Source organism: Agathobaculum sp. Marseille-P7918, assembly GCF_900625105.1.
In the GTDB taxonomy this organism is placed as follows: domain Bacteria; phylum Bacillota; class Clostridia; order Oscillospirales; family Butyricicoccaceae; genus Agathobaculum.
Genome location: NZ_UYYD01000010.1, coordinates 1 through 23,906, shown reverse-complemented (window position 1 = coordinate 23,906; position 23,906 = coordinate 1). Strand labels below are relative to the sequence as shown.

The 23,906-nt window shown below is 58.7% G+C and carries 29 protein-coding genes; 13 read left to right on the top strand and 16 right to left on the bottom strand.

The window, feature by feature from the left end; genetic code table 11:
* Nucleotides 1-63: 63 nt before the first annotated feature.
* From EJL02_RS11535 to EJL02_RS11520, 4 genes are all read right to left on the bottom strand, one after another.
* Nucleotides 64-1,911 carry an S-layer homology domain-containing protein gene (locus EJL02_RS11535; protein WP_164510409.1) on the bottom strand — a complete coding sequence of 616 codons (1,848 nt, stop codon included), beginning with the start codon at nt 1,909-1,911 and terminating at the stop codon, nt 64-66.
* 13 nt (nt 1,912-1,924) lie between these two features.
* Nucleotides 1,925-3,100 carry an ABC transporter permease gene (locus tag EJL02_RS11530; RefSeq protein ID WP_125116542.1) on the bottom strand — a complete coding sequence of 392 codons (1,176 nt, stop codon included), beginning with the start codon at nt 3,098-3,100 and terminating at the stop codon, nt 1,925-1,927.
* 3 nt (nt 3,101-3,103) lie between these two features.
* On the bottom strand, nt 3,104-3,766 hold the full coding sequence (locus EJL02_RS11525) for an ABC transporter ATP-binding protein (protein WP_125116541.1): 663 nt from the start codon (nt 3,764-3,766) through the stop codon (nt 3,104-3,106).
* Nucleotides 3,767-3,834: 68 nt separating this feature from the next.
* Nucleotides 3,835-5,670 carry an HlyD family efflux transporter periplasmic adaptor subunit gene (locus EJL02_RS11520; RefSeq protein WP_125116540.1) on the bottom strand — a complete coding sequence of 612 codons (1,836 nt, stop codon included), beginning with the start codon at nt 5,668-5,670 and terminating at the stop codon, nt 3,835-3,837.
* Between the two features lie 168 nt (nt 5,671-5,838).
* Here EJL02_RS11520 and EJL02_RS11515 point away from each other — a divergent pair, with 168 nt between their 5' ends.
* Nucleotides 5,839-6,513: a response regulator transcription factor gene (locus EJL02_RS11515; RefSeq protein WP_125116539.1), complete on the top strand. Its 675-nt coding sequence runs from the start codon at nt 5,839-5,841 to the stop codon at nt 6,511-6,513.
* Between the two features lie 294 nt (nt 6,514-6,807).
* Here the strand turns inward: EJL02_RS11515 and EJL02_RS11510 are convergent, their stop codons facing one another.
* The 6 genes from EJL02_RS11510 to EJL02_RS11485 all read right to left on the bottom strand — a co-directional run bounded on the left by EJL02_RS11510 (nt 6,808) and on the right by EJL02_RS11485 (nt 11,008).
* Complete coding sequence (locus tag EJL02_RS11510) at nt 6,808-8,073, bottom strand: DNA recombination protein RmuC (protein ID WP_125116538.1); 1,266 nt, start codon at nt 8,071-8,073, stop codon at nt 6,808-6,810.
* A gap of 18 nt (nt 8,074-8,091) precedes the next feature.
* Complete coding sequence (locus EJL02_RS11505) at nt 8,092-8,757, bottom strand: GTP pyrophosphokinase (RefSeq protein ID WP_125116537.1); 666 nt, start codon at nt 8,755-8,757, stop codon at nt 8,092-8,094.
* 177 nt (nt 8,758-8,934) lie between these two features.
* Nucleotides 8,935-9,363 (bottom strand): hypothetical protein, encoded by a 429-nt coding sequence (locus EJL02_RS11500; RefSeq protein ID WP_125116536.1) that lies wholly within the window; start codon nt 9,361-9,363, stop codon nt 8,935-8,937.
* Nucleotides 9,364-9,418: 55 nt separating this feature from the next.
* Entirely contained in the window at nt 9,419-10,153 is a 735-nt protein-coding gene (locus EJL02_RS11495; RefSeq protein ID WP_164510408.1) for a DUF4367 domain-containing protein, read from the bottom strand.
* Nucleotides 10,153-10,680: an RNA polymerase sigma factor gene (locus tag EJL02_RS11490; protein ID WP_125116534.1), complete on the bottom strand. Its 528-nt coding sequence runs from the start codon at nt 10,678-10,680 to the stop codon at nt 10,153-10,155. The genes EJL02_RS11495 and EJL02_RS11490 overlap by 1 nt, the downstream gene beginning before the upstream one ends.
* A gap of 142 nt (nt 10,681-10,822) precedes the next feature.
* Complete coding sequence (locus tag EJL02_RS11485) at nt 10,823-11,008, bottom strand: DUF6514 family protein (RefSeq protein WP_125116533.1); 186 nt, start codon at nt 11,006-11,008, stop codon at nt 10,823-10,825.
* A gap of 272 nt (nt 11,009-11,280) precedes the next feature.
* Between EJL02_RS11485 and EJL02_RS11480 the strand changes: the two genes are divergently transcribed.
* The 9 genes from EJL02_RS11480 to EJL02_RS11440 all read left to right on the top strand — a co-directional run bounded on the left by EJL02_RS11480 (nt 11,281) and on the right by EJL02_RS11440 (nt 19,384).
* Complete coding sequence (locus tag EJL02_RS11480; RefSeq protein ID WP_125116532.1) at nt 11,281-11,955, top strand: response regulator transcription factor; 675 nt, start codon at nt 11,281-11,283, stop codon at nt 11,953-11,955.
* Nucleotides 11,952-13,190: a sensor histidine kinase gene (locus EJL02_RS11475; protein WP_125116531.1), complete on the top strand. Its 1,239-nt coding sequence runs from the start codon at nt 11,952-11,954 to the stop codon at nt 13,188-13,190. The genes EJL02_RS11480 and EJL02_RS11475 overlap by 4 nt, the downstream gene beginning before the upstream one ends.
* A gap of 215 nt (nt 13,191-13,405) precedes the next feature.
* Entirely contained in the window at nt 13,406-14,125 is a 720-nt protein-coding gene (locus tag EJL02_RS11470; RefSeq protein WP_125116530.1) for a polyphosphate polymerase domain-containing protein, read from the top strand.
* Nucleotides 14,118-14,813: a DUF4956 domain-containing protein gene (locus tag EJL02_RS11465; protein WP_125116529.1), complete on the top strand. Its 696-nt coding sequence runs from the start codon at nt 14,118-14,120 to the stop codon at nt 14,811-14,813. Before EJL02_RS11470 ends, EJL02_RS11465 begins: the two co-directional genes overlap by 8 nt.
* A 14-nt stretch (nt 14,814-14,827) precedes the next feature.
* Nucleotides 14,828-16,819 (top strand): carbohydrate-binding domain-containing protein, encoded by a 1,992-nt coding sequence (locus EJL02_RS11460; protein ID WP_125116528.1) that lies wholly within the window; start codon nt 14,828-14,830, stop codon nt 16,817-16,819.
* Between the two features lie 168 nt (nt 16,820-16,987).
* Nucleotides 16,988-17,599 carry a TlpA family protein disulfide reductase gene (locus tag EJL02_RS11455; RefSeq protein ID WP_243114471.1) on the top strand — a complete coding sequence of 204 codons (612 nt, stop codon included), beginning with the start codon at nt 16,988-16,990 and terminating at the stop codon, nt 17,597-17,599.
* The gene (locus EJL02_RS11450) at nt 17,596-17,742 is read left to right on the top strand and encodes a CD1871A family CXXC motif-containing protein (protein WP_125116527.1); all 147 of its coding nucleotides are present in this window, start codon (nt 17,596-17,598) and stop codon (nt 17,740-17,742) included. The genes EJL02_RS11455 and EJL02_RS11450 overlap by 4 nt, the downstream gene beginning before the upstream one ends.
* Nucleotides 17,735-18,604 carry a 4Fe-4S binding protein gene (locus EJL02_RS11445; protein WP_125116526.1) on the top strand — a complete coding sequence of 290 codons (870 nt, stop codon included), beginning with the start codon at nt 17,735-17,737 and terminating at the stop codon, nt 18,602-18,604. The genes EJL02_RS11450 and EJL02_RS11445 overlap by 8 nt, the downstream gene beginning before the upstream one ends.
* A gap of 123 nt (nt 18,605-18,727) precedes the next feature.
* Nucleotides 18,728-19,384 carry a 4'-phosphopantetheinyl transferase family protein gene (locus EJL02_RS11440; protein WP_164510407.1) on the top strand — a complete coding sequence of 219 codons (657 nt, stop codon included), beginning with the start codon at nt 18,728-18,730 and terminating at the stop codon, nt 19,382-19,384.
* 47 nt (nt 19,385-19,431) lie between these two features.
* Here the strand turns inward: EJL02_RS11440 and EJL02_RS11435 are convergent, their stop codons facing one another.
* The 3 genes from EJL02_RS11435 to EJL02_RS11425 are packed head-to-tail and all read right to left on the bottom strand — an operon-like array spanning nt 19,432 to nt 20,981.
* Nucleotides 19,432-19,692, bottom strand: a complete 261-nt coding sequence (locus EJL02_RS11435) for a TIGR03905 family TSCPD domain-containing protein (RefSeq protein WP_125116524.1) — start codon at nt 19,690-19,692, stop codon at nt 19,432-19,434.
* 16 nt (nt 19,693-19,708) lie between these two features.
* The gene (locus EJL02_RS11430) at nt 19,709-20,413 is read right to left on the bottom strand and encodes an HAD family hydrolase (RefSeq protein ID WP_125116523.1); all 705 of its coding nucleotides are present in this window, start codon (nt 20,411-20,413) and stop codon (nt 19,709-19,711) included.
* 7 nt (nt 20,414-20,420) lie between these two features.
* Nucleotides 20,421-20,981: a TIGR01440 family protein gene (locus EJL02_RS11425; RefSeq protein ID WP_125116522.1), complete on the bottom strand. Its 561-nt coding sequence runs from the start codon at nt 20,979-20,981 to the stop codon at nt 20,421-20,423.
* 127 nt (nt 20,982-21,108) lie between these two features.
* Between EJL02_RS11425 and EJL02_RS11420 the strand changes: the two genes are divergently transcribed.
* Genes EJL02_RS11420 through EJL02_RS11410 form a run of 3 tightly spaced genes read left to right on the top strand, consistent with a single transcriptional unit; the run spans nt 21,109 to nt 21,664 of the window.
* Nucleotides 21,109-21,306, top strand: coding sequence for a spore coat associated protein CotJA (locus tag EJL02_RS11420; RefSeq protein WP_125116521.1), 198 nt, complete (start codon nt 21,109-21,111; stop codon nt 21,304-21,306).
* Entirely contained in the window at nt 21,303-21,560 is a 258-nt protein-coding gene (locus tag EJL02_RS11415; RefSeq protein WP_125116520.1) for a spore coat protein CotJB, read from the top strand. The genes EJL02_RS11420 and EJL02_RS11415 overlap by 4 nt, the downstream gene beginning before the upstream one ends.
* Nucleotides 21,560-21,664, top strand: coding sequence for a manganese catalase family protein (locus EJL02_RS11410; protein WP_125116519.1), 105 nt, complete (start codon nt 21,560-21,562; stop codon nt 21,662-21,664). Before EJL02_RS11415 ends, EJL02_RS11410 begins: the two co-directional genes overlap by 1 nt.
* A gap of 61 nt (nt 21,665-21,725) precedes the next feature.
* Here the strand turns inward: EJL02_RS11410 and EJL02_RS14480 are convergent, their stop codons facing one another.
* The 3 genes from EJL02_RS14480 to EJL02_RS11395 all read right to left on the bottom strand — a co-directional run.
* Nucleotides 21,726-23,054, bottom strand: coding sequence for an N-acetylmuramoyl-L-alanine amidase family protein (locus EJL02_RS14480; RefSeq protein WP_243114470.1), 1,329 nt, complete (start codon nt 23,052-23,054; stop codon nt 21,726-21,728).
* Nucleotides 23,051-23,536, bottom strand: coding sequence for a phage holin family protein (locus tag EJL02_RS11400; protein ID WP_125116518.1), 486 nt, complete (start codon nt 23,534-23,536; stop codon nt 23,051-23,053). Before EJL02_RS11400 ends, EJL02_RS14480 begins: the two co-directional genes overlap by 4 nt.
* A 74-nt stretch (nt 23,537-23,610) precedes the next feature.
* Nucleotides 23,611-23,906: putative ABC transporter permease (locus tag EJL02_RS11395; protein WP_243114469.1), on the bottom strand; the 296-nt coding region annotated here is incomplete at its 5' end.

Sequence of the window (23,906 nt, the reverse complement as noted above, 5' to 3'; positions counted from 1 at the left end):
TGTGCAAAGCGCAAGAAATATCAAAGGGTTTCTCCATAGGAGAAACCCTTTTTTCGTCCGACCTTATGCCGGCCGCGCCACGATGATGCGGATGCGGCCGCCGTCATCCGTGTCGTTGTCATAATAGCAGGTGATGTTGTACGCATCAAAGTTGTTGCGCAATTCGTTGAGCGAAAGCAGGCTGTACGCCGAATTGTCATACAGATACACCGCGCAGGCATCCGCAAACAGCCAACTTTCCTCATCCTTGGTCACGCCAAGCTGGGTGATGCTGTCCGGATTCTTGATCTGATACAGGGTGCGCGTCGCGGCGAGCTGCCCGTTTTCGATCGTCAGCCGCGCCGGGCCGGTCTTGGCGCCGAGCGTTTTGCCGCTCGTCGCGATCGTCTGCTTTTCACCGTTCAGCAGATAGGTATAACTGCCGGACAGGCTCATGTCATTCGACTCCTCCTCCACCGAGGTGATGATGCCATATTCGTACAGGTCACCCGTAAAGTCGTTCAGAATCAGATCGGTGATCTCACCGTCCTCATTTTCCGCATAATACCGCACATCCCGGCTGTCCAGCACCGCACCGTTTAAGCGGGAATAATACACACGCACGGTGCTGGTGTCATTTACGTCCAAGATGCGGATATCATCCGCCATGGTTTTGCTGCCGATCGTGTGACCGGATACCGTACCGGTCACCGACGAAGACGGCAGGATAGAAACATCGGTTCCGGACGAGCCGAAACCGATCGAAACCAAATCGCCCTCTTCAATCGAGGTTTTGGAGCAGGGATAAGTGTAACAATTGCCGTCGGTCGCCGCCACCGTGACCGTGCGCGTCGTATAGGCGTTGCCGACCGCGTTGTGATAGGTGCCCGTACCGACCGCCGTCACTACGCCGGCCACGGCGGAGGCATAATCCTCCGCCGGCAGCGCGTAGGCCACCTTGCCGTCCCGTCCGAGCAGCAGGGTCACGATATCGCCGATATTCAGCCCGCCCAGCGTGGACAGCGCATAGGCGGCTTCGCTCGTCTCGATCTCATAGGTATTGCCCGCCACCGTCACCGAGGTCGGCGAAGAAGCGGACGGAGACGCCGCCTGATAGGTGCCGCTGACCGCGTTGGCATAGGCCCAGATGGCCGAATCGTTATAATAAATTACGTCATACTGCTGCACCGCGTCGGCCGTGGATGCATAGCCGTTGCGGTAAACCGTCCTGCCCGCACTCGAAACCAGATCGGACAGGCTGCCCTCCACGACAAACGGCCCTTCCATCGTGTCGGAAACCATGCTCAGGTAGTCGATCTCGCCGTTGCTGTTCAGCGTATAACCCAGTGTCTGGGCATACACCTGCCCATCCTTGGTATCCGCGTTGAGCAGGTTGTAAAACAGGTACATCATGTTGCGGCGGGTCATGGTCGTGCCCTGCGACGCGGTCACGCCCGTGTCCAGCCCGAGCGACTGATACAGCGCCAACTGACCATACGGGTACGAACCGGAAAAGTCCTCAGTTGTGTAGCCGAGCAGCTTGAGGCAGCCGGTCGCTGCCTCTTCCAGCGTGACCGTCTTATCCGGCTTGTAGCTGCCGTCCAGATAGCCGGTCAGCCAGCCCTGCTGCACCGCGGTTTTGATGTAGCCCGCCGCCCAATGCGTATACGGCACATCGGAGAAGGGGGAAACATTGGACGTACCCGCCACCTTGTCTTTGTAGCTGGACGCTGCGACCAGCATCTTGGCATATTCCGCGCGGGTGACCGATTTGTCCAGATTCAGGTTGCCGCTCGTGTTGCCCACCATGATGCCAGCCGCGCGGATCACCTGTTCGACCACGCTCTCCGACGCCACGGACGCGGCAAGCGCCGCCGGCAGGCAGCCAAGCAGGACCGCCGCCGCGAGCACGAGCGAAATCAGTTTTTTCATGTTCTTCCTCCTTTTAATCATAGCGCAGCGCATCGATCGGGTTGAGTTTTGCCGCCTTGCTCGCTGGCATGAAGCCGAAAAACACGCCGATGAACACTGAAACGCCGAAGCTGACCCCGACCGCGCTCACCGAAGGGGTCGCGTTGATACCGATCAGCTGCCCGAGCGACACCGCCACCGCCGCGCCGAACACAATACCGATCACGCCGCCGAGCGCCGAGGTCGTTCCCGCCTCGATGACGAACTGGCGCATGATATCGCGCCGCTTTGCGCCCAGCGATTTGCGGATGCCGATCTCGCGCGTGCGCTCGGTGACCGACACGAGCATAATGTTCATAATGCCGATGCCGCCGACCAGCAGCGAAATGCCTGCAATGCCGACCAGCACCATGGTCATCATCCCGATCATCTCTTCCATCGAGTCAATCATCTCCTGCATGTCGGAGATGGTATAAAAATCCTCGTTTTCAAACACCGCATACAGTGCATTGTCCAGAATGGTCGTGCCCTGTGTGTTCAGCGAGGCATCCCATGTGGCAAAGGTATAGGTTGAGATCTCGCCAAAGGTCAGCTTGGAGGCCGTCGTATACGGCAGATAGATGCAGTCATCCGCCGAGCCTTCGGACGCGTCGTCCTGCGCTGCCAATACGCCGACCACGATCAGCGCATTGCCGTTAACCTTGACCGTCTGCCCGACCGCGTTCCCGCCCAGCATGTTCGCCACATAGGCGCCGACGACCGCCACCTTGCTGCGCGCCTCGAGGTCAGCATAGCTGATGAAGCGGCCGCTTTGCAGCCCGAGGTCGTTGATCTCGGCATACTGCTCGGACACGCCGCTGACCGTGGTGGACGAAAAGCTGTCCGAACCGGTCGATGTTTTGACCGAACCCATAACCGACACCGTCGGGCTCATGCCCATGAACACATCGGTGTTTTGCTCATACAGGTCATACATATCGTCCACGTCCACCGTGCGGGACGAGCCGCGGCCGGTGACATTGACGGTCAGCACATTGGTGCCCATGTCCTCAAACATCGAGGTGACCTCACCCGTCATGCCCTGCATGAGGGAAACCAGAATGATCACCGAGCCGACGCCGATGATGATGCCCAGCATGGTCAGAAACGCGCGCAGTTTGCTGCCCGCCAGACTTTTGAGCGCCAGCTTGAACGCCTGTGTAAATCCCATCCGTCAGTCTCCTCTCGGGAAGGCCTCACGCGCCGGGCCATCAAAAATGATTTTACCGTCCGCCACGCGGATGACCCGCTTGGCCTCCTGCGCAATGCTGTTGTCGTGCGTAATCAGGACGATGGTGTTGCCCTCGTCATTGAGTTTGCGCAGGAAGTCCAGCACTTCCCGGCTGGTGCGCGAATCCAGCGCGCCGGTCGGCTCGTCGGCCAGAATGACCGACGGGTTGCCCGCGAGCGCGCGGGCAATGGACACACGCTGCTGCTGACCGCCGGAAAGCTGACTCGGCAGGTTTTTCTCCTTGCCCGCAAGGCCGACGCGCGCGATCTGATAGCGCGCCCGCTCAGCGCGCTCGTCCGCCGGCATACCGGCGTATAAAAGCGACAGTTCGACATTTTCCTGCACGTTCAGTTTGGGAATCAGGTTGTATTGCTGGAAGATAAAGCCGAGCGTTTTGTTGCGGATCTCGGCCTGCTCATCATCGGTCAGCTCGGACACGTCCTCACCGTTTAACAAATACTGCCCGCTTGTCGGCACATCCAGACAGCCGATGATATTCATCAGCGTACTCTTGCCCGAACCGGACTGGCCGACGATCGCCACGAACTCGCCCCGGTAAATTTTCATGGAAACGCCGTCCGACGCATGCACATCGGTGTCACCCATATGGTAGATCTTATAGATATCGCGCAGCTCGATGAGCGGCGTTTGGGCTGCGGTTTGCTGTATCCGGCTCACGGCATACCGCCTCCGCCGCCCGAAGGCATACCGCCGCCTCCAGAAGGCATGCCGCCTCCGCCGCCGGAGGGCATGCCGCCCATATCGCCGCCGGACATACCACCCATGCCGCCCATACCGCCGGGCATCTCACCCATCTCGCCCTGCTCCTCGGACGACTCACGGATCACCTGCGGCACATAAACGATATCGCCTTCTGCAATACCGGAAACGATCTCGATGTAGTTCGCATCCGACAGGCCGGTTTCCACCTCAACCGCCTTCCAGCCGTCGGGCAGCAGCGTGCCGTTCACCATTGTGCCGTCCGTATTTTTGGCGCTGTCATCCTTGACATAGACCACATTGCCGCGCTGCACCGCAGCAATCGGCACCGCGATCGCATCCGTCGCCTCTTCGACCACAATGGTCGCGTCCACGTTCATACCGGGCAGCAGATCCTCCGGCGGATTGTCGATCTGCACGGTGACCGGATAGCTGGTTACCCCGTTGGCGGTCGTGCCTGCAACCGAAACTTTAGTCACCACGCCCTCAATTGTGCCTGCATCCTCGAGCGAATCGCAGGTGATGTTGACCGTCTGGCCAACTGCGACCTCATTGATATCCAGCTCATCGAGCGAGATATCAAAGGTCAGATAGGACAGGTCGTAGATGACGGCCAGCGTGGTCTGGCCGTTGGTGGCGTCCAGCGTATCGCCGACCTTGGTGTTTTTGGTGATCACCGTGCCGTCGATGGGGGCAGTAATCGTGTAGTCGTCCAGCTTATCCACGGTATTCTGATAGGAAAGCTCCTGCTGCGCAAGCGACAGCTTGCTGTTCTCGACCTGATTTGCCACCGAGGTGGAAGACAGCGTCGCTACGGTCTGTCCCGCCGACACGGACGAGCCTTCCCGGATGGACAGGCTCGCCACCTTGCCGGCGGTATCGGCAGTGATGGTAAATTCGGACAGATAAGTAAAGTTTGCGCCCTGATTGCAGGCTACGCCGTTTATCGTTGCGCTGGCCGCCGACGAGGTGGACAGGCCGCCCGGATTGCTCACCCGGATGGTAACATAACGGACGATCTGATAACCGTCCAGCACGGTATCCGCCGCATCGATCGCCGTGACCGCGCCGGTAAGCGTCTCAAACGAGCCGTCGAGCGTGACGGTTGCCGTCGCGCCCACACCAAACGAAGCCGCGTCCGCGGAATTGAACGGCACGGTCAGCTCCATGGACGAAGAATCGCGCACATCCGCAATCGTCGCCCCCGCCTGCACCTGATCGCCCACCTCAACATACAGTTTGGTCACTACGCCGGATTTGTCCGACTTGACATTGAGATCATCCAGGCTCTCGACCGTCTGGTTATAGCTGTTCTGACTCTGCTGAAGCGACAGCTCCGCCTGCTCGATCGAGTTCTGCGCGTCCGTGCTGTCGATCTCATACAGTACATCGCCCTTTTTGACCTCGTCGCCTTCCTCAAACGTGCAGGAGAGCACCTCGCCCTGCACGGCGCTGGTCACCTCGTACTGGTTGGCCGGCTCGATGGTGCCGGTTGCGGACAGGGTCAGCTGAATGTCCTGCCGGGACGCTTCGCTCTCGGTATAGGTCTGGGTGACCTCGTCCTTCCCCGCCAGCAAAAAGTGCCGCACACCCAAACCGCCGACCAGCACAACGATCAGTACGGCCGGGATGACCACCTTCTTTTTCAGCTTCCCGCGCTTTTTCTTTTTGCTGTGCGCGCCGGGCGCCGCATCCGTCTGCGGCTGCTCGGTCTCCGCTTTGCGGAACGAAAACAGCTTTCTTCCCTTGCGCGGCTTTTTCCCTCGCAATGTATCAAACGGCAGTTTCAATCTATGCTCCCTCCTGCTCCGGTCTATTGCCGCGTTACATCATAAGCGCAATGGTTTGAAGAAAGATTGAAGAAACCGCAACTTAACAATTTTTCCATCGCCCAGACACAAAAACTCCACAAAAAACTATCACAATGAGAAGCACCCCCGAAGGAAAGGAGATTCTTCATGCGTGTTCTTCTGATTGGGGAAACGGAGAATGAAAAGATTCCGCAAGCGCTCCGGCGCGACCATATTCTATACGACCATATCCCAATGCCCGGCACGGAACCACTGCTCTGCCCGGAGGGACTGTATGACGTCGCAGTCCTGTTGACCGACAGCACAGGCAAAGCGGCTGCGCAGCAGTTGGCTGCGCTCCTGCCCGCGCTGCGGGAGGACGGCATGTCCGTGCCGCTGCTGATCGTGGCAGCACATCTGTCCGCGCGCGACCGCATTCTGGTGCTGGACGCCGGCGCGGACGATGTGCTGACCCAACCCTATCTGCTCGGCGAGCTGCTCGCGCGCATACGCGCGCTCAGCCGGCGCAGCCCGGTTTTGCAGCCCCGCCTGCTGCAGGCGGGCGACCTGTCACTCGACCGCGGGCACTGCCTGCTGCACGGCCCGAAGGGCGAAGTCCGGCTATCCTGCAAGGAATTGCAGCTGATCGAGCTGTTCCTGCTACACACCGGTCAGGTCCTGCCCCGCGAGACCCTGCGGCAAAAGGTCTGGGGGCTGGACACCGAATCCGCCTACAACGCGATTGAGGTCTATCTGTCCCTCGTGCGCCGCAAGCTGCGCACGATCGGTTCGGCAGCGCAGATTCACGCGGAACGCGGCGTAGGCTATTACATCGAAACATAACAAAACGTCCCCGCAGCCAAACCCGTTGGCCGCAGGGACGTTAAATTGCCGTTTTGGTTACCAGCCGCGGTATTTGCCGCGTTCGATCGGGCCGAAGAAAACATCCGCCCAGTGCTGGAACAACGCCCACAGTCCGTTTGTCTTTTGCTGGTCCTGCTTCATACCACGATCCTCCTGTCGTTTTTCTGCTTTTATTGTATCCGGTTTTCCGCGGCATGTCCTGCACAAAACTGTGAAATATTTCTTAAGAATTTATGAAGGGCTGTCCCGCGGGACAGCCCTTTTGCTTTGGCGTTATTCTTCCTCTTCCGGTGCGCCCGCGCCATCCGTCAGCCCGAGCACCGACTCGCTTTCCGCTTCGCTCAGCTCGGTCACGCCCTTGAGCTTGCGGCGGATCGCGCGCGTGCGCGTGCCTACCAGCTTATCCAGCTCCCGGCTGGCCTGATCCAGGCGGGTCTGCGTCTGCGTCAGGCAGGCTTCAAACTTATCAAACTCGGTCTTGACCGCACCCAATACGCTCCACACCTCGCCCGAGCGCTTTTGGATCGCGATCGTGCGGAACGACATCTGCAGCGAGTTGAGCAGCGCCGCCATCGTGCTGGGACCTGCGAGATTGACATGGTACTCCCGCTGGAGCACCTCGACCATGCCGCGGCTGACCGCCTCGGCATACAAGCCTTCAAACGGCAAAAACAGGATGCCGAACTCGGTCGTATACGGCGGCTCCAGATACTTGTCGCGGATATCCTTGGCTTCGGCCTTGAGGGTTGCGATCAGCTGCTTGACGCAGGCGTCGATCTGCTCGCGCGAGCCGTCCTCATAGGCGTCGCGCAGCGCGCCGTAAGTATCGCCCGGGAACTTGGAGTCGATCGGCAGCCAGACGTGGCCGCCGTCCTCCGCGGGCAGCTTGACCGCATACTCAACCACATTGCGGCTGCCCGGCCGCGTGGCGACATTGACGGCGTACTGCTCGGGCGCGAGGATGTCCTCCAAAATCGCGCCCAACTGAATTTCGCCCACAATACCGCGGGTTTTGACGTTGGTCAGCACCTTTTTCAGATCGCCCACGCCCTGCGCGAGCGTCTGCATCTCACCCAGGCCCTTGTAGACCTGCTCGAGCCGCTCATTGACCAGCCGAAAGGACTCATTCATGCGCTCGGAAAGCGTCTTTTGCAGCTTTTCGTCCACAATCTGACGCATATCGTCCAGCTTTTTGTTGTTATCCACCTGCATCGCGCGCAGGTTGTGGTCCACCGTGACGCGGATGTTCTCCAGATTCTGTGTGGTTTCCGCAGTGAAGCCGTGCAGCCGCCGCTCGAACTGGCCGAGCTGATCGGTCACGCCGGTCATTTTGCCGGCAAGGCTTTTGTCCATGGCGGCAAGCTGGTTCAGCTGCGCTTCGCGGCCCTCGCGCAGGTTCTGGCTGACCAGTGTGCCCAGCGCCGTGATCGAGCCGTGCGCGCCGCCGCTGTCCTGCGGCCGCTGCCGCACGAGCAGCACGATGACCAGCACAAGCAACACGGCGACCAGCGCCAGCGTGATAACGGGAATATATTGCATAGGGGGATTCCTTTCGGTTCAGAGTACATGTAATTCCTTGGCGATGCGCTGCATCTCCTCATCGGTTGCCGCAATCACATCCGCGCAGGCCTTGAGGTCGTCCGAAATATGCGCGGGCACTTCTACGTTGGACTTATAGCGCAGCTGATGCTCCAGGCTGGCCCAGAAGTCCATCGCGATCGTGCGCAGCTGCAATTCGATATGCACCGGCTGTGTACGGTCGGACAGGAAAATCGGCACTTCCAGAATCAGATGCAGGCTGCGGTAGCCATTCGGCTTAGGATTTTGAATATAATCCTTGCGCTCGATGAGGGTCAGGTCATCCTGCCGCATGAGCATATCGGCCACGGTATAGATATCCTCGATGAACGGGCAGATCACGCGGATGCCGCCGATGTCATTGAGGTTTTCCATCATGGATTGCAGCGAGATCGGAAAGCCGCGGCGCTTGAGCTTGCCGATGATGCTGCGCGGCGTCTTGATACGGCTTTTGATCGAGTCGATCGGGCTGGGTTTGCCCGAAAGGTGGGATTCATCGTTCAAAATATCCAGTTTGGTTTTGATTTCCCGGATGCCCGCTTCGTACAGCATCATCATCTGCTGCAACTGCATGGCGGACTGGAGCAGCTGCTCTTCGTCGTGCTCGGACAGTTTATCAATCGCGAAAAAATCAGCAAGGTCCATAAGATCTCCTCCGTGAAAACAGTAATACGGATGTTTTTTATATTATACCATAAATCCGGAAAGCGCACAATCCGCGGCCGCCGGCCGGCTTTCGGGCACAAAAAAGCCCCACCAAACGTGAGGCTTTTCGTGACTGGTCTTTCCGTTGTTAATAAATCACTTGATGGGTTGGACAAATCAGTTGTACCAATACTGGTCACTGTTGTTAACAATCTTATATTCCTGACCATTGATATGAACAATATAGGTGGCCTGCGTGCGGTACCAATAACCTTTATACACATATCGCTGGCCGCCAACCGCTGCAAATCTGCCGGACTGTGAATCCGAGAGCCAAGCGCCCGGGACGTTTACAAACTCCCCGTTTTCTCTTCTCTGAATCACACAGGAAACATATGTTGACGTTGCGCCCGATTTGGCAATCACATCCGCAGCATAAATATACAATCCTGTATCCGTATCCAAATCCGAGGTATGCGAAGTCTGCACAAACGCATCACTTGCATTGGATAATGTGATGGCATCCTCACTGACTGCGAGCGAAACATTCGACATAAAAATGGACAATACCAGACATAAAGCGACGTATCTGAAATACTTTTTCATGTATACTCCTTTCTTTACCAGTCATCTAATATACTGGAAAAGAAAGGGGTTTATTTCATTTTATACTTTCCGCAATTTTGATCAGTTCATCCGCCGAAATTTCACCCCATAAAGTGAATACTTCATCTTCACTTCCCCAAATCAGGGTAATTCCTTCTTGCCCCGACCCGCCGATTAAATATCCGTTCATGCCATTGATGCTGACATTTTCTTTCTCCTGATCCGCATATTTTGTCCACATGGTTTCATCAGAAGAAGTGAAAATATAAATAATCTCGTTCCCTGCATCATCTTGATACGTCAAATAGCTTTTGACCGTATCATCCATACTATTGGTCAATTCAAAATTTTCCGGAAGATATTCCGGCACCGGAACAGAAAAGGAAACTGTCTGTTTCGCAAGTTCATCCTCCCCGTTCAGCCGTACCTCGGTTCCCTCGCCGGTGATCTCAAACACAAAATTCAAAAACGGCACGCGCCACGCCTCAACATTCATCACCAGCATACCGCCGACCGCGCCGATCGCAACCACCAGCGCCACCGCAGCGGCCAGCCGCCGCAGCATGTGCCGGTACCGCACCGCCTTGTTCCGCGCCCGTTCCTCCTGCTGCTCTTTTTCCCGCGCATCTGCCAGCATCTGCATGACCGCGTTGTCCAACTGCTCGGAAGGCTGGCTGTCATCCGTCGTTTCATCCGCATATTCGTCATACAGCGCTTCCAGCGACTGCGCGCTGGCGTATTTCAGCATCTGTTCCAGCATTTCCTGCTCATGCTTTTGATTCTGCTCCATTACAGCCCGCCTCCTTTCTCCAGATATTCCCGGATCTTTTTCATGCCCCGGTGAATGCGCACACATACTTTGCCTTTGTCAATATGCAGCAGACGCGCGATCTCATCGTTATTCATTTCATATCCATACCGCAAGATGATCGGAACCGAATATTTCTCCTTCAGCCATCCCAGCGATTTGGTCAGGTCCTGCACAAAATCCTTCTGGAAGATCAGGCCAAGGATGTCCCCCATTTCATCCACAGCCTCCGGTGTATTCTCATCATCCACCGTTTGCATTCCAACCGCCTTGGTTTTCTTTTCAAACAGTTCGCTGACCGCCTGCCGGGTCATCAGGATCAGCAGACCGCCCGTCATCTTTTCTTCCTCTTCCTTGATCCGATCCTCCATGCGCAGCAGTTTCTCGAATGTCTGCTGTACGGCATCCTCCGCCAGCTGCGGGTCATTCGTCGCGGAATGCGCCGCACAAAGCATCATTTTCGCATATTTGCGATACAAGCGTTCCACCTTGTCCGCTTTCATCCGCATGCTCCCTCTCTTTCTTTCGGTGCAATCACTTGTTATTATACGGATTTTTTCCGCGAAACGCAAAGAATTTTGTCGAAAACTGTCGCGCTATGAAAAAAAGGACGCATTCTGCGTCCTTTTTTGGAATTATCTGACTCCTCCGTCAAACGAGTTCCCCAAAATAATCCTCGATCACATCGTATATATGGCAGGGCGAAACATCAAACCGATTGAGCCGCCCGACAAAATGTACCATTTCCTGTCTGGATACGAAAACATCCTCTATATACACGCCGTCCCCTTCCAAGCCAAACTGTCCGCTGCTGCACGCGATCATCCGATACCGCATTGTTTTTGCCTCCCATCTGTTTCTTCCCCCACCGTTCAATAAAATATAATCCGTTTTATCGACAAAAATTTCAAAACTGTCTGTCTTTTTTTATTTTTTCCCTGTTATTTCGCACTTTTCTTCCTTATTCTTCCACTTTCTTCCTGTGTGTTCCACCAGTTATGCGTTTAGCATTTTGTGCATCGTTAAACTCTATTTAAAGTTGCACCGGTATTGTATAATAAAAGCAGGAAACGGCATGCGGCATACTTTGCCCTCAAGGAGACTTTCACATGAGATTATTACTGGCAGAGGATGAGAAAGCGCTGTCCAAAGCGCTGGTCACCATTCTGGAACGGAACAATTATTCCGTGGACGCAGTCGGCGACGGCCAAGCCGCCCTGGACTATCTGGAAGCGGACAACTACGACGGCGTTATTCTGGATATCATGATGCCCAAAGTGGATGGGATCACCGTGCTCAAAACCATCCGCAGCAAGGGCAACTGCATCCCCGTACTCATGCTGACGGCCAAAGCCGAGGTCGATGACAAAGTGCTCGGGCTGGACGCGGGCGCAAACGACTATCTGACCAAGCCGTTCCACACGCAGGAACTGCTCGCGCGCATCCGCGCGATGACCCGCACGCAAAGCGCCCAGACCGATTCCCGCCTGCAAATGGGCAACGTGACGCTGGACTGTGCCAGCTTTGAGCTGTCCACACCCGCCGGCAGTTTCCGGCTGGCCAACAAGGAATTCCAGATCCTCGAGCTGCTCCTGCGCAATCCGCACAGCCTGATTTCCTCCGAACGCCTGCTGGAAAAGATCTGGGGCTATGACAGCGAAGCCGAAATTAACGTGGTATGGGTCTACATCTCCTACCTGCGCAAAAAGCTGTCCGCGCTGCACGCCGATATCCAGATCAAGGCCACCCGCAACGCGGGTTACTCGCTGGAGGAACTGCCATGATCCGAAAACTTCGCATCAAACTGATCATCGCCGCCATGGTGTCGCTGCTGGCCGTGCTGCTGGTCATCATGAGCGCCGTCAACCTTGTTTACTACTGTCAGGTGATCCGGGACGCGGACAGCACGCTTTCGCTGCTGGCAGACAACAACGGTTTTTTCCCAAAGGCCCTGCACGACACCCCGCCGGAGGAACCCATGCCCCAAAAAGGCCCTCATCTGTCGCCCGAGCTGCCCTATGAAACGCGCTACTTTTTCGTCACGCTTGACAAGGATGGCAGCGTGCATGCAGTCAACACCGGCAAAATCGCCGCGGTGGACTCCTCCGCCGCCATCGCCTACGCACAGGCGGTATGGACGCAGGGCAAAACGCAGGGATTCACTGATCAATACCGTTTTCTGGTGGACGACTCCTCGTCGGAAACGCTTATCCTATTCCTCGATTGCAGCCGAGGACTGGACAACTTCAAAACCCTGCTTTTGAGTTGTCTGTCCGTGTCGATCGTCGGCTCGCTGCTGGTGCTGCTGCTTCTGGTGTTTCTGTCCGGACGAATCGTGCGGCCGTTTCTAGAAAACTACGAAAAGCAAAAGCAATTTATCACCGATGCCGGACATGAACTGAAAACCCCGCTGACCATTCTCAACGCCGATGCGGAAATCCTCGCCATGGATTACGGGGAAAATGAATGGGTCAGCGATATCCAGACGCAGACCAGACGTCTGGCCGACCTGACGAACGACCTGATTCTGCTCTCCCGCATGGAGGAAGAACAGACCCAGCTGCAAATGCTCGAGCTGCCGCTGTCCGACATTGCGGAGGAAACGATCGCACCGTTTCAGGCCGTGGCACGGACGCAGGGCAAAGCGCTCGAGCTGCACCTTCAGCCGATGCTCTCGGTGTGCGGGGATGAAAAATCGCTGCGCAAATTGTTCTCCATCCTGCTGGACAACGCAGTCAAGTATTCCACCCCGCAAAGCACCATCACCTGCACGCTGGAACAGCAAAAGAACCTCATCCGTTTCACCGTCCGAAACGCCGCCGAGCACATCACCAAAACCCAGACCGAGCACCTGTTCGACCGGTTTTACCGCACCGACCAGTCGCGCAACTCGCAGACCGGCGGCTACGGCCTCGGGCTTTCCATCGCGCAGGCGATCGTCACCGCGCACAAGGGGAAAATCACGGCTTCCACCGCAGACGAAGCCTCCCTGCTCATCACTGTCACTTTTCCCGCATAACCCATTGCAAAGCACCATAACCCGACAGAACCCGCCTTTTTCGGCGGGTTCTGTTTCTTTTTTTACCACCCCCGGAAAACAATCCGGTTGTTTTAAGTTTACTTAAAGTTTCTGTTAAAGTTTAGTTAAGGCAGCGGCGGTATACTGAACACAGTCAAAATACGATACGGCCCGCGGCCATAGGCCGCCGGCCCGGCAAGAAGGAGGAACCCTCTATGGCGTATCAGACGACCTTTGAGCGATACGAAATCAAATACTTACTGACCGCGCAGCAAAAGCAAGCGCTGCTGCGCGCCATGCAGGAGCATATGCAGCTGGATCGGTTCGGCCGCAGCACCATCCGGAATATCTACTATGATACCGACACCTTCCGGCTGATCCGGCGGTCGCTGGAAAAGCCCACCTATAAGGAAAAACTGCGCATCCGCAGCTACCGTCAGGCGCGGCCGGGCGACCCGGTATTCGTCGAACTGAAAAAGAAGTTCCAGTCTGTGGTTTACAAGCGGCGTCTGGTTCTGCCGGAAGCGCAGGCGATGGACAGCTTCCGCACCGGCAGCGCCCTGCCCGTGCAGTCCCAGATCGCGAACGAAATCGAATATTTCCGCGCGTATTACCGCACGCTGCGTCCCGCGGTCTTTCTCTCCTACGAGCGCGAAGCCTTCTATGCGCTGGATGGCAGCGACTTCCGCGTCACCTTCGACGAGAACATCCTGTACCGCTGCCGCGACTTTTCGCTCGGCAGTCCGGTTTACGGCACGTCTCTGCTGGCGTGCGGCCAGACGCTCATGGAGATCAAAACCTCCGGCGGTATGCCGCTCTGGATGACGCATACGCTCACCGAACACGGCGTTTTCCACACCTCATTTTCCAAATACGGCGCAGCATACCAGAATATGCTGGACACTGACTTTTCCGGAGGACTGCTTTATGCTTGACAATCTGTTTCGCGGCCTGTTTGACACGGAGATGACCACGGTCATCCCGGTTTCCGACTTTTTGCTCTGCGTGGCAAGCGCGCTGGTCATCGGGCTGCTGCTCGCGGGCTGCTACATGTACCGCACGCGCTATACCCGCAGCTTTGTCGCCACCATGGCACTGCTGCCCGCCATTGTCTGCATGGTCATCATGATGGTCAACGGCAACGTCGGCGCGGGCGTTGCCGTGGCCGGTGCGTTCAGTCTGGTGCGCTTCCGCTCGGTTCCCGGCACGGCCAAGGAGATCGGCGCGATCTTTCTGGCCATGGGCACCGGCCTGATCATCGGCATGGGCTATATCGCCTACGGCTTCCTGTTCGCCGTCGTACTGGGCGCAGCCACCATGCTGTACAACCACATCGATTTCGGCGCGGGGAAAAAGGCAGCGCTGTACAAAACCCTGCACATCACCATCCCCGAGGACCTGGACTACACCGGTGTCTTTGACGGGCTGCTGCGCGAATACACCTCCGCCTGCGAGCTGACGCAGGTTAAAACCACCAACATGGGCAGCCTGTTCCGTCTGACTTACAATATCACGCTGCGCAGCGCGGATGTGGAAAAAGAGCTGATCGACAAGCTCCGCTGCCGCAACGGCAATCTGGAGATCACGGTTTCCAAGCAGGAAACCCTCACCACGGAATTATAAAGGAGCCATCTGTTATGAAAAAACACTGCCTGCTGCCGCTGCTGGCGGCTGCCGTACTGCTGTCCGGCTGTCAGTCCGCCCAAGCGACGGAGGAAGCCGGCCAGACCGCGACGGTCACGCTGGACGACATGTTCACCGACCGCGATCTGGAAGTCGGCTACGACGAGACGACCGCCGCCGCCATCACGCTTTCGGGCAGCTCCGCGTCCAGCGACAGCGACGCGGTCACCATTGACGGCAGCACGGTCACCATCACCGACGAGGGCACCTACCTCCTGTCCGGCACACTGGATGACGGCATGGTGATCGTGGATGCCGAGGACACCGACAAAGTCCAGCTCGTGCTGGATAACGCCAGCATCCACTGCACGGACTGCGCCGCGCTTTACGTCCGGCAGGCCGACAAGGTATTTGTGACCACCGCAGCGGACTCGCAGAACACGCTGTCCGCCGGTGAAACCTTCACCCAACTGGACGACAACAACATCGACGGCGCGGTCTTTTCCAAATCCGACCTCACTCTAAACGGGCTGGGCACACTCACCGTCGATTCCCCCGCGGGACACGGCGTGGTCAGCAAGGATGATCTGGCGATCGCCAGCGGCACCTATGTGGTCACTGCCGCGGGACAGGGCCTGTCCGGCAAGGACAGCGTACGCATCGCGGACGGCACCTTCACCCTGACGACCGGCAAAGACGCCATCCAGAGCGACAACGAAGAGGACGCCGACAAGGGCTTTGTCTACCTTGCGGGCGGCACGTTCACCATCACCGCGGAAGGCGACGGTCTGAGTGCAAGCAGCTGGATGCAGGTGGACGACGCGACCTGCACGATCACCACCGGCGGCGGCAGTGCAAACGGCGAAACACACACGAGCGATGCCGCACCCGGCAGCGGTATGGGCGGCAAGGGCGGCCGCATGCCCAATGCGGACGGCAGCACGCAGCCGCCCGATCGTCCGACCGGCGAAATGCCGCAGGAGGGCGCAGAGCCGCCTGCCGATCCGCCGCAGGGTGCAGCGCCGACAGACAATGCCGCCGCTTCGGATGCAGCCGCAGCGCCTGCCGCGGACGAAAATCAGGCATCCGACGCTTCCGCTGCGTCCGAGGATGACACGACCGACACGGTCAGCACCAAGGGCTTCAAAGCAGGCACCGCGCTGACCATTTTGGGCGGCAGCTTCACGCTCGACTGCGCGGACGACGCCTTCCACTCGAACGGCGACCTGACCGTCAGCGGCGGCACCGCCAACATCCAAACCGGCGACGACGCGTTCCACGCGGACAACGCGCTGACCGTCTCGGACGGCGAGATCGACATTCCCACCTGCTACGAAGGGCTGGAAGGCCTGACCGTCACGGTCAGCGGCGGCGACATCAGCATCACTGCCAGCGACGACGGCGTCAACGCCGCGGGCGGCGCGAACGAAAGCGGCTTTGGCGGCAACGGACAGGATCAGTTTGCCGCAGAAGACGGCGTCAGCATCACGATCACGGGCGGCAGCCTGACCGTCAACGCGGGCGGTGACGGGCTGGATTCCAACGGCGACCTGACCGTCAGCGGCGGCACAGTCTATGTTTCCACCAAGGACGGCAGCGCGGATTCGGCGCTCGACTACAACGGCGACGCCGCCATCACCGGCGGCACGCTGATCGGCGTAGGCTCGTCCGGCATGGCGCAGAATTTCGGCGACAGCTCCACGCAGGGCGCAATCCTGCTCACCGTGGATGCACAGGCCGCGGGCAGCACGGTCTCGGTCTGCGACAGCGCCGGCAACGTGCTGGCCTCCTGGGATGCGCCGCAGGCGTTCAGCTCGGTGGTCATCAGCTGCCCCGGTCTGGAAGCGGACGGCACTTACACCGTCACGACCGGCGACGCCTCCACCGAAGTCACGCTGGACGGCTTGCTGTACGGCAGCGGCGGCGGTATGGGCCACGGCGGCATGGGCGGCACGCAGGGCGGCCGCGGCGAAATGCCGCAAAGCCAGACCGCCGCATCCGCTTGACCCCGTTCCGATACGCCTCTTTTCCCCATACCCATCCAGACAAAACCGTCCGGGAAATGCTTTCCTGGACGGTTTTCTTTTATCCTGTTTTCCCATGTCATCTTTTCAGTTGACAGACCGCTTTGTCACCCGTATAATAATTAAAATCAAGGTTTCGGAGGAATTCCCATGAAACGAATCCCATTTGCATTGCTGAGCATCTCGCTCGCCGGGATGCTGTCGCTGGGCGGCTGCGGTGGATCTTCTTCCGCGGACGGCGGCCAGCTGACGCCTGCGACCGACCAAACGCAAACCGACAGCGCACAGAGCGATACCGCGCAGGCCGGTGTGCTGAGCCAGTTTTCCGCCACCGATCTAGACGGCAACACAGTCGATCAGTCCATGCTGGCCGACTACGATCTGACCATGGTCAACGTGTGGGCGACCTTCTGCAGCCCGTGCATCAACGAGATGCCCGATCTGGGTGAGCTGGCGCAGGAATACGCCGATCGCAACGTGCAGATCATCGGTATGGTTTCCGACGTACTGAACACGGACGGAAGCATCAATGAAGAACAGGTGCAGACCGCCCGCGACATCGTCGCTCAGACCGGCGCGAACTACACCCATCTGCTGCCCTCGGACGACCTGCTGGGCGTGCTGTCGCAGATCAGCTATGTGCCGACCACCTTCTTTGTGGACAGCGAGGGCACACAGGTCGGCTCTGCCATCGTCAGCGCGCAAAGCAAGGAGCAGTGGGAGCAGACCATTGACCAGATGCTTTCCGAGGTGCAGGCATGAGTTTTATCCGCCGCAACCGCGCCGCCATCATCACGCTGGCGGTTGCCGTGCTGTTTCTTGCGCTGGGCGTACTGCGCGGGGAAACGCAGACCGTATTCCGCAAAGCGGTCAACATCTGCATGGAGTGCATCGGCCTTGGGTAAACTGCGCAAGCACCTGCGCACGCTGGTGCAGCTGGTCTTTGCCGCCCTGACGAACGGTTACGCCGCCGGTTTCGCCAAGGGAAGCATCTACAAAGGGGCCGGCAAGCTGGTTTGTGTCCCCGGGCTGAACTGCTATTCCTGCCCGGGCGCGCTCGGCTCGTGCCCGATCGGCTCTTTTCAGGCCGTCATCACCAGCCGCACCAACAAGTTCACCTTTTATGTGATCGGCTTTTTCCTGCTGTTCGGCGCGCTGTTCGGCCGGCTGGTCTGCGGCTGGCTGTGTCCCTTCGGGCTGGTGCAGGATCTGCTGGACAAGATTCCCTTCCCGAAAAAACTGCGCCGCCTGCCGGGTGACCGCGTCCTCAAATATCTGAAATACGTCATTCTGGTCGGGTTTGTCATTGTTCTGCCGCTGACCGTGCTGGACATCGTCGGACAGGGGCAGCCCTGGTTCTGCAAATACATCTGCCCGTCCGGCACGCTGTTTGCCGGTATCCCGCTCATCGCGTCCAACCCGCCGCTGCGCGCGGCGCTCGGCTGGCTGTTCACTTGGAAAACCGCAATCCTTGCAGCGCTGCTGCTGCTGAGCATCGTGGTGTACCGGCCGTTCTGCCGGTATCTGTGCCCGCTCGGCGCGATTTACGGTCTGTTTAACCCGGTCGCGCTCTACCGGTTCCGCATCGATGCGGAAAAATGCACCCAGTGCGGCGCCTGCCAGCGTGCCTGCAAGCTGGATATTCCCGTTTGGCAAACACCCAACAGCCCGGAATGCATCCGCTGCGGCGACTGCCGCCGCGCCTGCCCGCACGGCGCGGTCTGCACGGTCAATCCCGTGCCGCAGCACCACAAAAGCAACACATAAATCCAAATTGATCCATTTTTTCATTCCGCAAGAGAAAGAGAATTGTCAACCTCTGTTCCATCGTGATATAATAGGGGTAGGATTTTACTTTCGCACACGCGCAAATCATTAGGGGGAATTTTCTTGACTGCTGTATACGCTATCCCGGTATCCGCTGTGAACCCGGACGACAGCGCGTCCCGCGCCCGACTATCCCGCGGACGGCTGGAACAGCTCGACCGACGACACGGAGCAGCCAGAGCGCAGGGCTTTGCCGCCTCGCTCCTTCTCGAATACGCAGTTGCACAGCAGCATCCCTGGGTGGTGCACCCGCTTGCCATCTCGATTGCCGAAGGCGGCAAGCCTTATCTGGTGTCCGAACCCGGCATCCACTTCAGCCTGTCCCATTCGGGCGAATGGGCGGTCTGTGCCGTCAGCGATCACCCGGTCGGCGTGGATATCGAGCGCTGTGAACCCGGCCGGCGCGACATCGCTTCCCGTTTTTTCCACCGGGAAGAAGTGCGCTACCTCAACACGGTGCTTCCCTCTGCACGGGATGACGCCTTCTACAAGCTCTGGACGCTCAAGGAGAGCTTTGTCAAGTCCACCGGCCGCGGGCTGGACCTGCCGCTGCGCAGCTTCTGGATCGATATCCACCGCATGCCGCCGCGTCTGGACTGCGACGAAGTCACCGGCAGCTATTCGCTCTTCCTGCCCGAGTTTGCCGACCGCAACTACCGTCTCGCGGTATGTGTGGAGCAGGCCGGTGCGGAGCAGCCCGTGCTGCACATCATGGAATGATCCCGATATAGCAAAAGGACGATGCAATCTGCATCGTCCTTTTTTTGTCAGGCTTTTTCCTTTTCGTACGCCGCGCGTACCGCGGTCGCCAGCTGATCCGAACAGCTGGTTCCCTTGCCGCTGCACGAAATCCCCTTGAAATATCCCTCGATCTGATCGACGGTCATACCCTCGACCACGCGGCTGATCGCCTGCAAATTGCCGTTGCAGCCGCCGAGGAAGGAGACATTGTGCACCTTATCCCCATCCAGATCGAATGAGATCCGCATCGGGCATACGCCGCGCGGTTTATAGTCAAAATGCTGCATTGTTTGCTAATCCTCCTCACAGCAGGGCGCGGATATGCTCCGCCGCCTGCGCAAATGTGTCCGCCTCATAGAACGGGCGCTCGTCCTGCGGCTGCGGCAGACCGGTCCAGTTGAGCCAGACCCCTGCAATGCCGACGTCCATCGCGCCCTGCACGTCATGCCGGAAGTTATCTCCCACCATCACTGCCTCATTCGGCAGGCAGCCACATTTTTGCAGCGCCAGCCAGAAGATCGGCGCGCCCGGCTTGTCCATGCCCGCCTCTTCGCTCGAAACCAGATAGTCCACGCGATCGGCAAGGCCCAGATACTCCAGTTTTTCCATCTGGATATCCACCAGCATATCCGTGCAGACCGCCGTCTTGACACCGGCTTGCCGCAGATCGTCCAGCAGTTCAGTTACGCCCGGACGCAGCTCCATTTTCTCCAGCACCGCATCCCAGTAGACCCGATGCGCGCGCCGCGCATAGCGGATGGCGTTGCAGCCCAGCCGCTCGAGCGCGCCCTGTGCAAACAGCACGCGGTCATGCACCGGCGGCATGCCGGGCTGCTGGCGGGAAAGGCGCTGCCGGTTCACACGGAAGGCCTGCGCGAATCCGTCGCCGGAAATGCCCAGTTCCTGCTCCGCCCAAGCCGCGAGCCGCTCATAGGCATACGCGTCGCATGCCTGAAAGCTGCTGTACAGCGTGTCATCCAGATCAAAAAATACCGCTTTCAGTCCCATACATCCCTCACAACAGTTTTTCGTTATACACCGCGCGGCTGCCGCCGACAAATTTCGCGCGGCGGCGTGCGCAAAGCAGGATCGCCTCACCGATGTGCTTGACCTCGATGCGCAGCGGCACAACAACCGGCTTGATATGCATGCCGATCAGTGTTCCGCCGATATCCATGCCCGCAGATGCGGACTGCTTGAGGCTTTCCACCGCGACCGGATCGGTAAACCGCTTATACGCGGTCGTGCCGAACGAACCGCCCGCCTTGGGCTGCGGGATAACGTTGACCTCGTCCAGCCCGAACCGTTCGCATGCCGCCCGCTCGACCACAAGCGCACGGTTGAGGTGCTCGCAGCACTGCGCAGCCAGATAGATATCCCGCTCCCGCAGCACGCCGTAGATGCCTTCGAACACGGCCTCGGCCACCTCTACACTCGAATGCGTGCCGATCTTTTCGCCGCAGATCTCGCTCGACGAACAGCCGACCACAAACAAATCTCCTGCACGCAGCTTTGCCGCGTCACACACCAGAGCCGCCGCTTTTGCGCTCTGTTCTCTGATTTCAGAAAGCTCCATTTTTCCATGCCTCCTTTTATAGTTACAGTATACCACAGTTTCTTCCCGCTTTCACCGTCTTTTTTCCGGCAGCATACACTGAGATTGAGGCGAGACCTCAAACCGACAAACAAGGAGCAATCTGCATATGAATACGACCAACCCTTCGGGCGATCAGGCGCTGCCTGCGGACAGCATCGATCCCCGTCTGCTTTCGCTTGCCATGGCATTCGTGCCGGCGCAAAGCTTTGATACGCCGTATGAACCCGCGCTGGCCTTCAGCCGCGGCACCATCTTTCCGGCACTCGACAAGCCTTTCCTCGGAGAGGAGGCCGTTCCCCAATGACCGAACGTGAAAAACTGCTCAGCCGCGTGCGCATGTATGATTTTGCGCTCGTGGATGTGATCGAGTACCTCGACGGCCACCCGCAGAACACCGCGGCGCTGGCCTATTACAGCAAAATGCGCACCGCTTTCGACAAGGCCGCAGCGGAATACGAGGACGCCTTCGGCCCGCTGACCGCCCGCGAGGTGGATACCCGTGTCGGCAGCTGGCGCTGGATCGACGACCCGTGGCCGTGGGAAGGAGAGGATAACTAATGTGGTCATACGATAAACGCTTGCAATACCCGGTCAACATCAAAAACCCCGACCCGCAGACCGCCAAGATCGTTATCACACAGCTGGGCGGTGCTAATTGCTAAAACAGATAATAAAGCCCGAGGCACAACGCCCCGGGCTTTCCCGTGTCCAAATTGAACACCGTTATTTCATTGCGTTCGCGAGCTTAATCACCAGATCCGTACCGTACTCATACGCCAGCAGATACTGCATGGTCTCCGCAGCAAGGCCAGCCGTTTGCTGCACCTTGGTGATGGCCGCCTGCACCTCTTCGTCGGTCTCCGCCTCTTCCGGCGCTTCCTCCGGCTCATCATACGCCAGACCGAGTGTATCAAGGATACCCTTGGCGTACGCGACGCCGAACGCCTGCTGCTCGGCCAGCGTGTCGGCCTGCGCAGCATCCGCCTTGGTATCGACAAACACGCCCTCGCAGATCACGGCGGGCGCAACCGTCTCGCGGATGAACGCGTAGTAGTCGCCATTATTGCCCTGCCGCGTCTTGACGCCGCGGCTGTTCTGGCCCATGGCCTTGACATGCTTTTCGATGTTCTGCGCGAGCGTCTTGCCCGTGCCGCCGCCGATCGTGTGGTACACCTCGAAGCCGTCGCCGCCGCCCGAGTTGTTGTGAATGTCCACGGCCAGATCGGGCGCATAGGCGTTGCATTCCGCGACCTCCTGATTGACCGTGTCGTCCTCGTCCTTAGTGCGGCTCATCTTGACGTCCACGCCGTAGGCCGTCAGGAAATCGCGGCAGGCGGTCGCCATCGTAAAGTTCACATCCTTCTCGACCAGATAGCCAACCGCGCCGGGGTCGCTGCCGCCGTGGCCTACGCCCAGAAATACCTTCTTCTTGCCCATAGGTTTGCCCTCCTTGTTCTTCTTTCTCATACATACTACGCTGCACACCGGTCTGCCGTCCGTGCCCTCCTTCTCGGGGGCGAATAAGTAGCCGTCATTCACGCGGTACATGCCGGTGCTGCCGCCCGCGTCCTGCACCAACAGCAGCTCGATCGTGTACCGCCCGGCGGCGTAGCGCGCCACCTGCTCCTCGGTGCAGCCGTCCGAGGACTGCACGACGATGATGCGCCCGTCGGCCAGCTCGCCGATCATGTTGCGGCTGCGGTAGGTGGACTTGTCCAGCCCGGACAGCACCACGCCGTCGCGCACCGCGACCTTGACGCCTGCGACCACGTTGCCCGGGCTGACGGTCAGGCGCTCAGCCGTGCCACCATAGCCGCAGTCTACGTCCTTCGCGCGCAGATACTGCAAGGTGCGCCCCTTGATGACGCCGTACTGGTCGCTGCCCGAGCCGGTCATGTTGAACAGACAGAGGTTGTACACCACATCTGCGCCCTCTTCGGCCGCCCATTTTTTCAGCGTCTTGGCGGGCTTACTGGCCGCGCCGTAGGGCGCCGCCGCAAACCAGATGGTCCACTCGGACGGGTCGTAAATGTCGCATCGGATACTGCTCATGTGTCCTCGTCCCCCTCCGACTGCGGCAGGATCTTGCTGCCGGTCTCCTCCACTGCGTCCTTAGCTGCGTCCACCACACCTGCAAGCCATTTGGGGCACGGCGCGCCCAACGCCACCGCGTTTTCGATGATGCTGCCCAGCTCGGTCAGGATGTACCAGATCACCACGACCGGGCAGATCAGCACGGTATACTCAAACGGCAGCGTAATGCCTGGCAGGTGCGCGAGCATCATGCCGAGCAGCAGATCCGCTGCCCCGGCCACTGCAACCACGACAATGCAGCCCAGCTTATGTAAAATCCCCTTACACGCCGTAGAGCTCGACCAGCTGCCCGCGTACATCGCGGCCATTGTGCCCGTCAGGTAGTCTACCACCATGCAGGCGACAAACAGCACGATCACCCAGCCGAACCAGCCCCACAGGGCGGTCAGCACAGCCACACCTGCCGCGCAAGCGGCCTTGATTTCGGTTACATGATCCATTTTCGGTGTCTCCTTTCTACTTGTGCGCCCTGTGTGGGCGCTTTTTTCCGTCCTATGGTCAACCCGGCAAAAGATCACCTCCCCTGCCGGTGCATCAGCCGCGCCGCCAGCCGGTGCAGCGCGTTTTCCAGCCACACGGCCAGCGCTGAGAGGAAAAACCACGCGACCGCGAACTGTGGACACACCTGCCCCCAGAGATTGAGCGGCACGTCGGAATAGTCCCACACATTCCAGCCGAGCCACCGGTTGACGATCAGTCCGGTGATCAGCTCGAGCGCGGTCACGAGCATCGCCCCCTCGAGCATTTGCAGCCAGAGCGGCGGGTGATCCTGCCACTCGTCGAGCAGGCCGATCAGGACGAAGCACACTC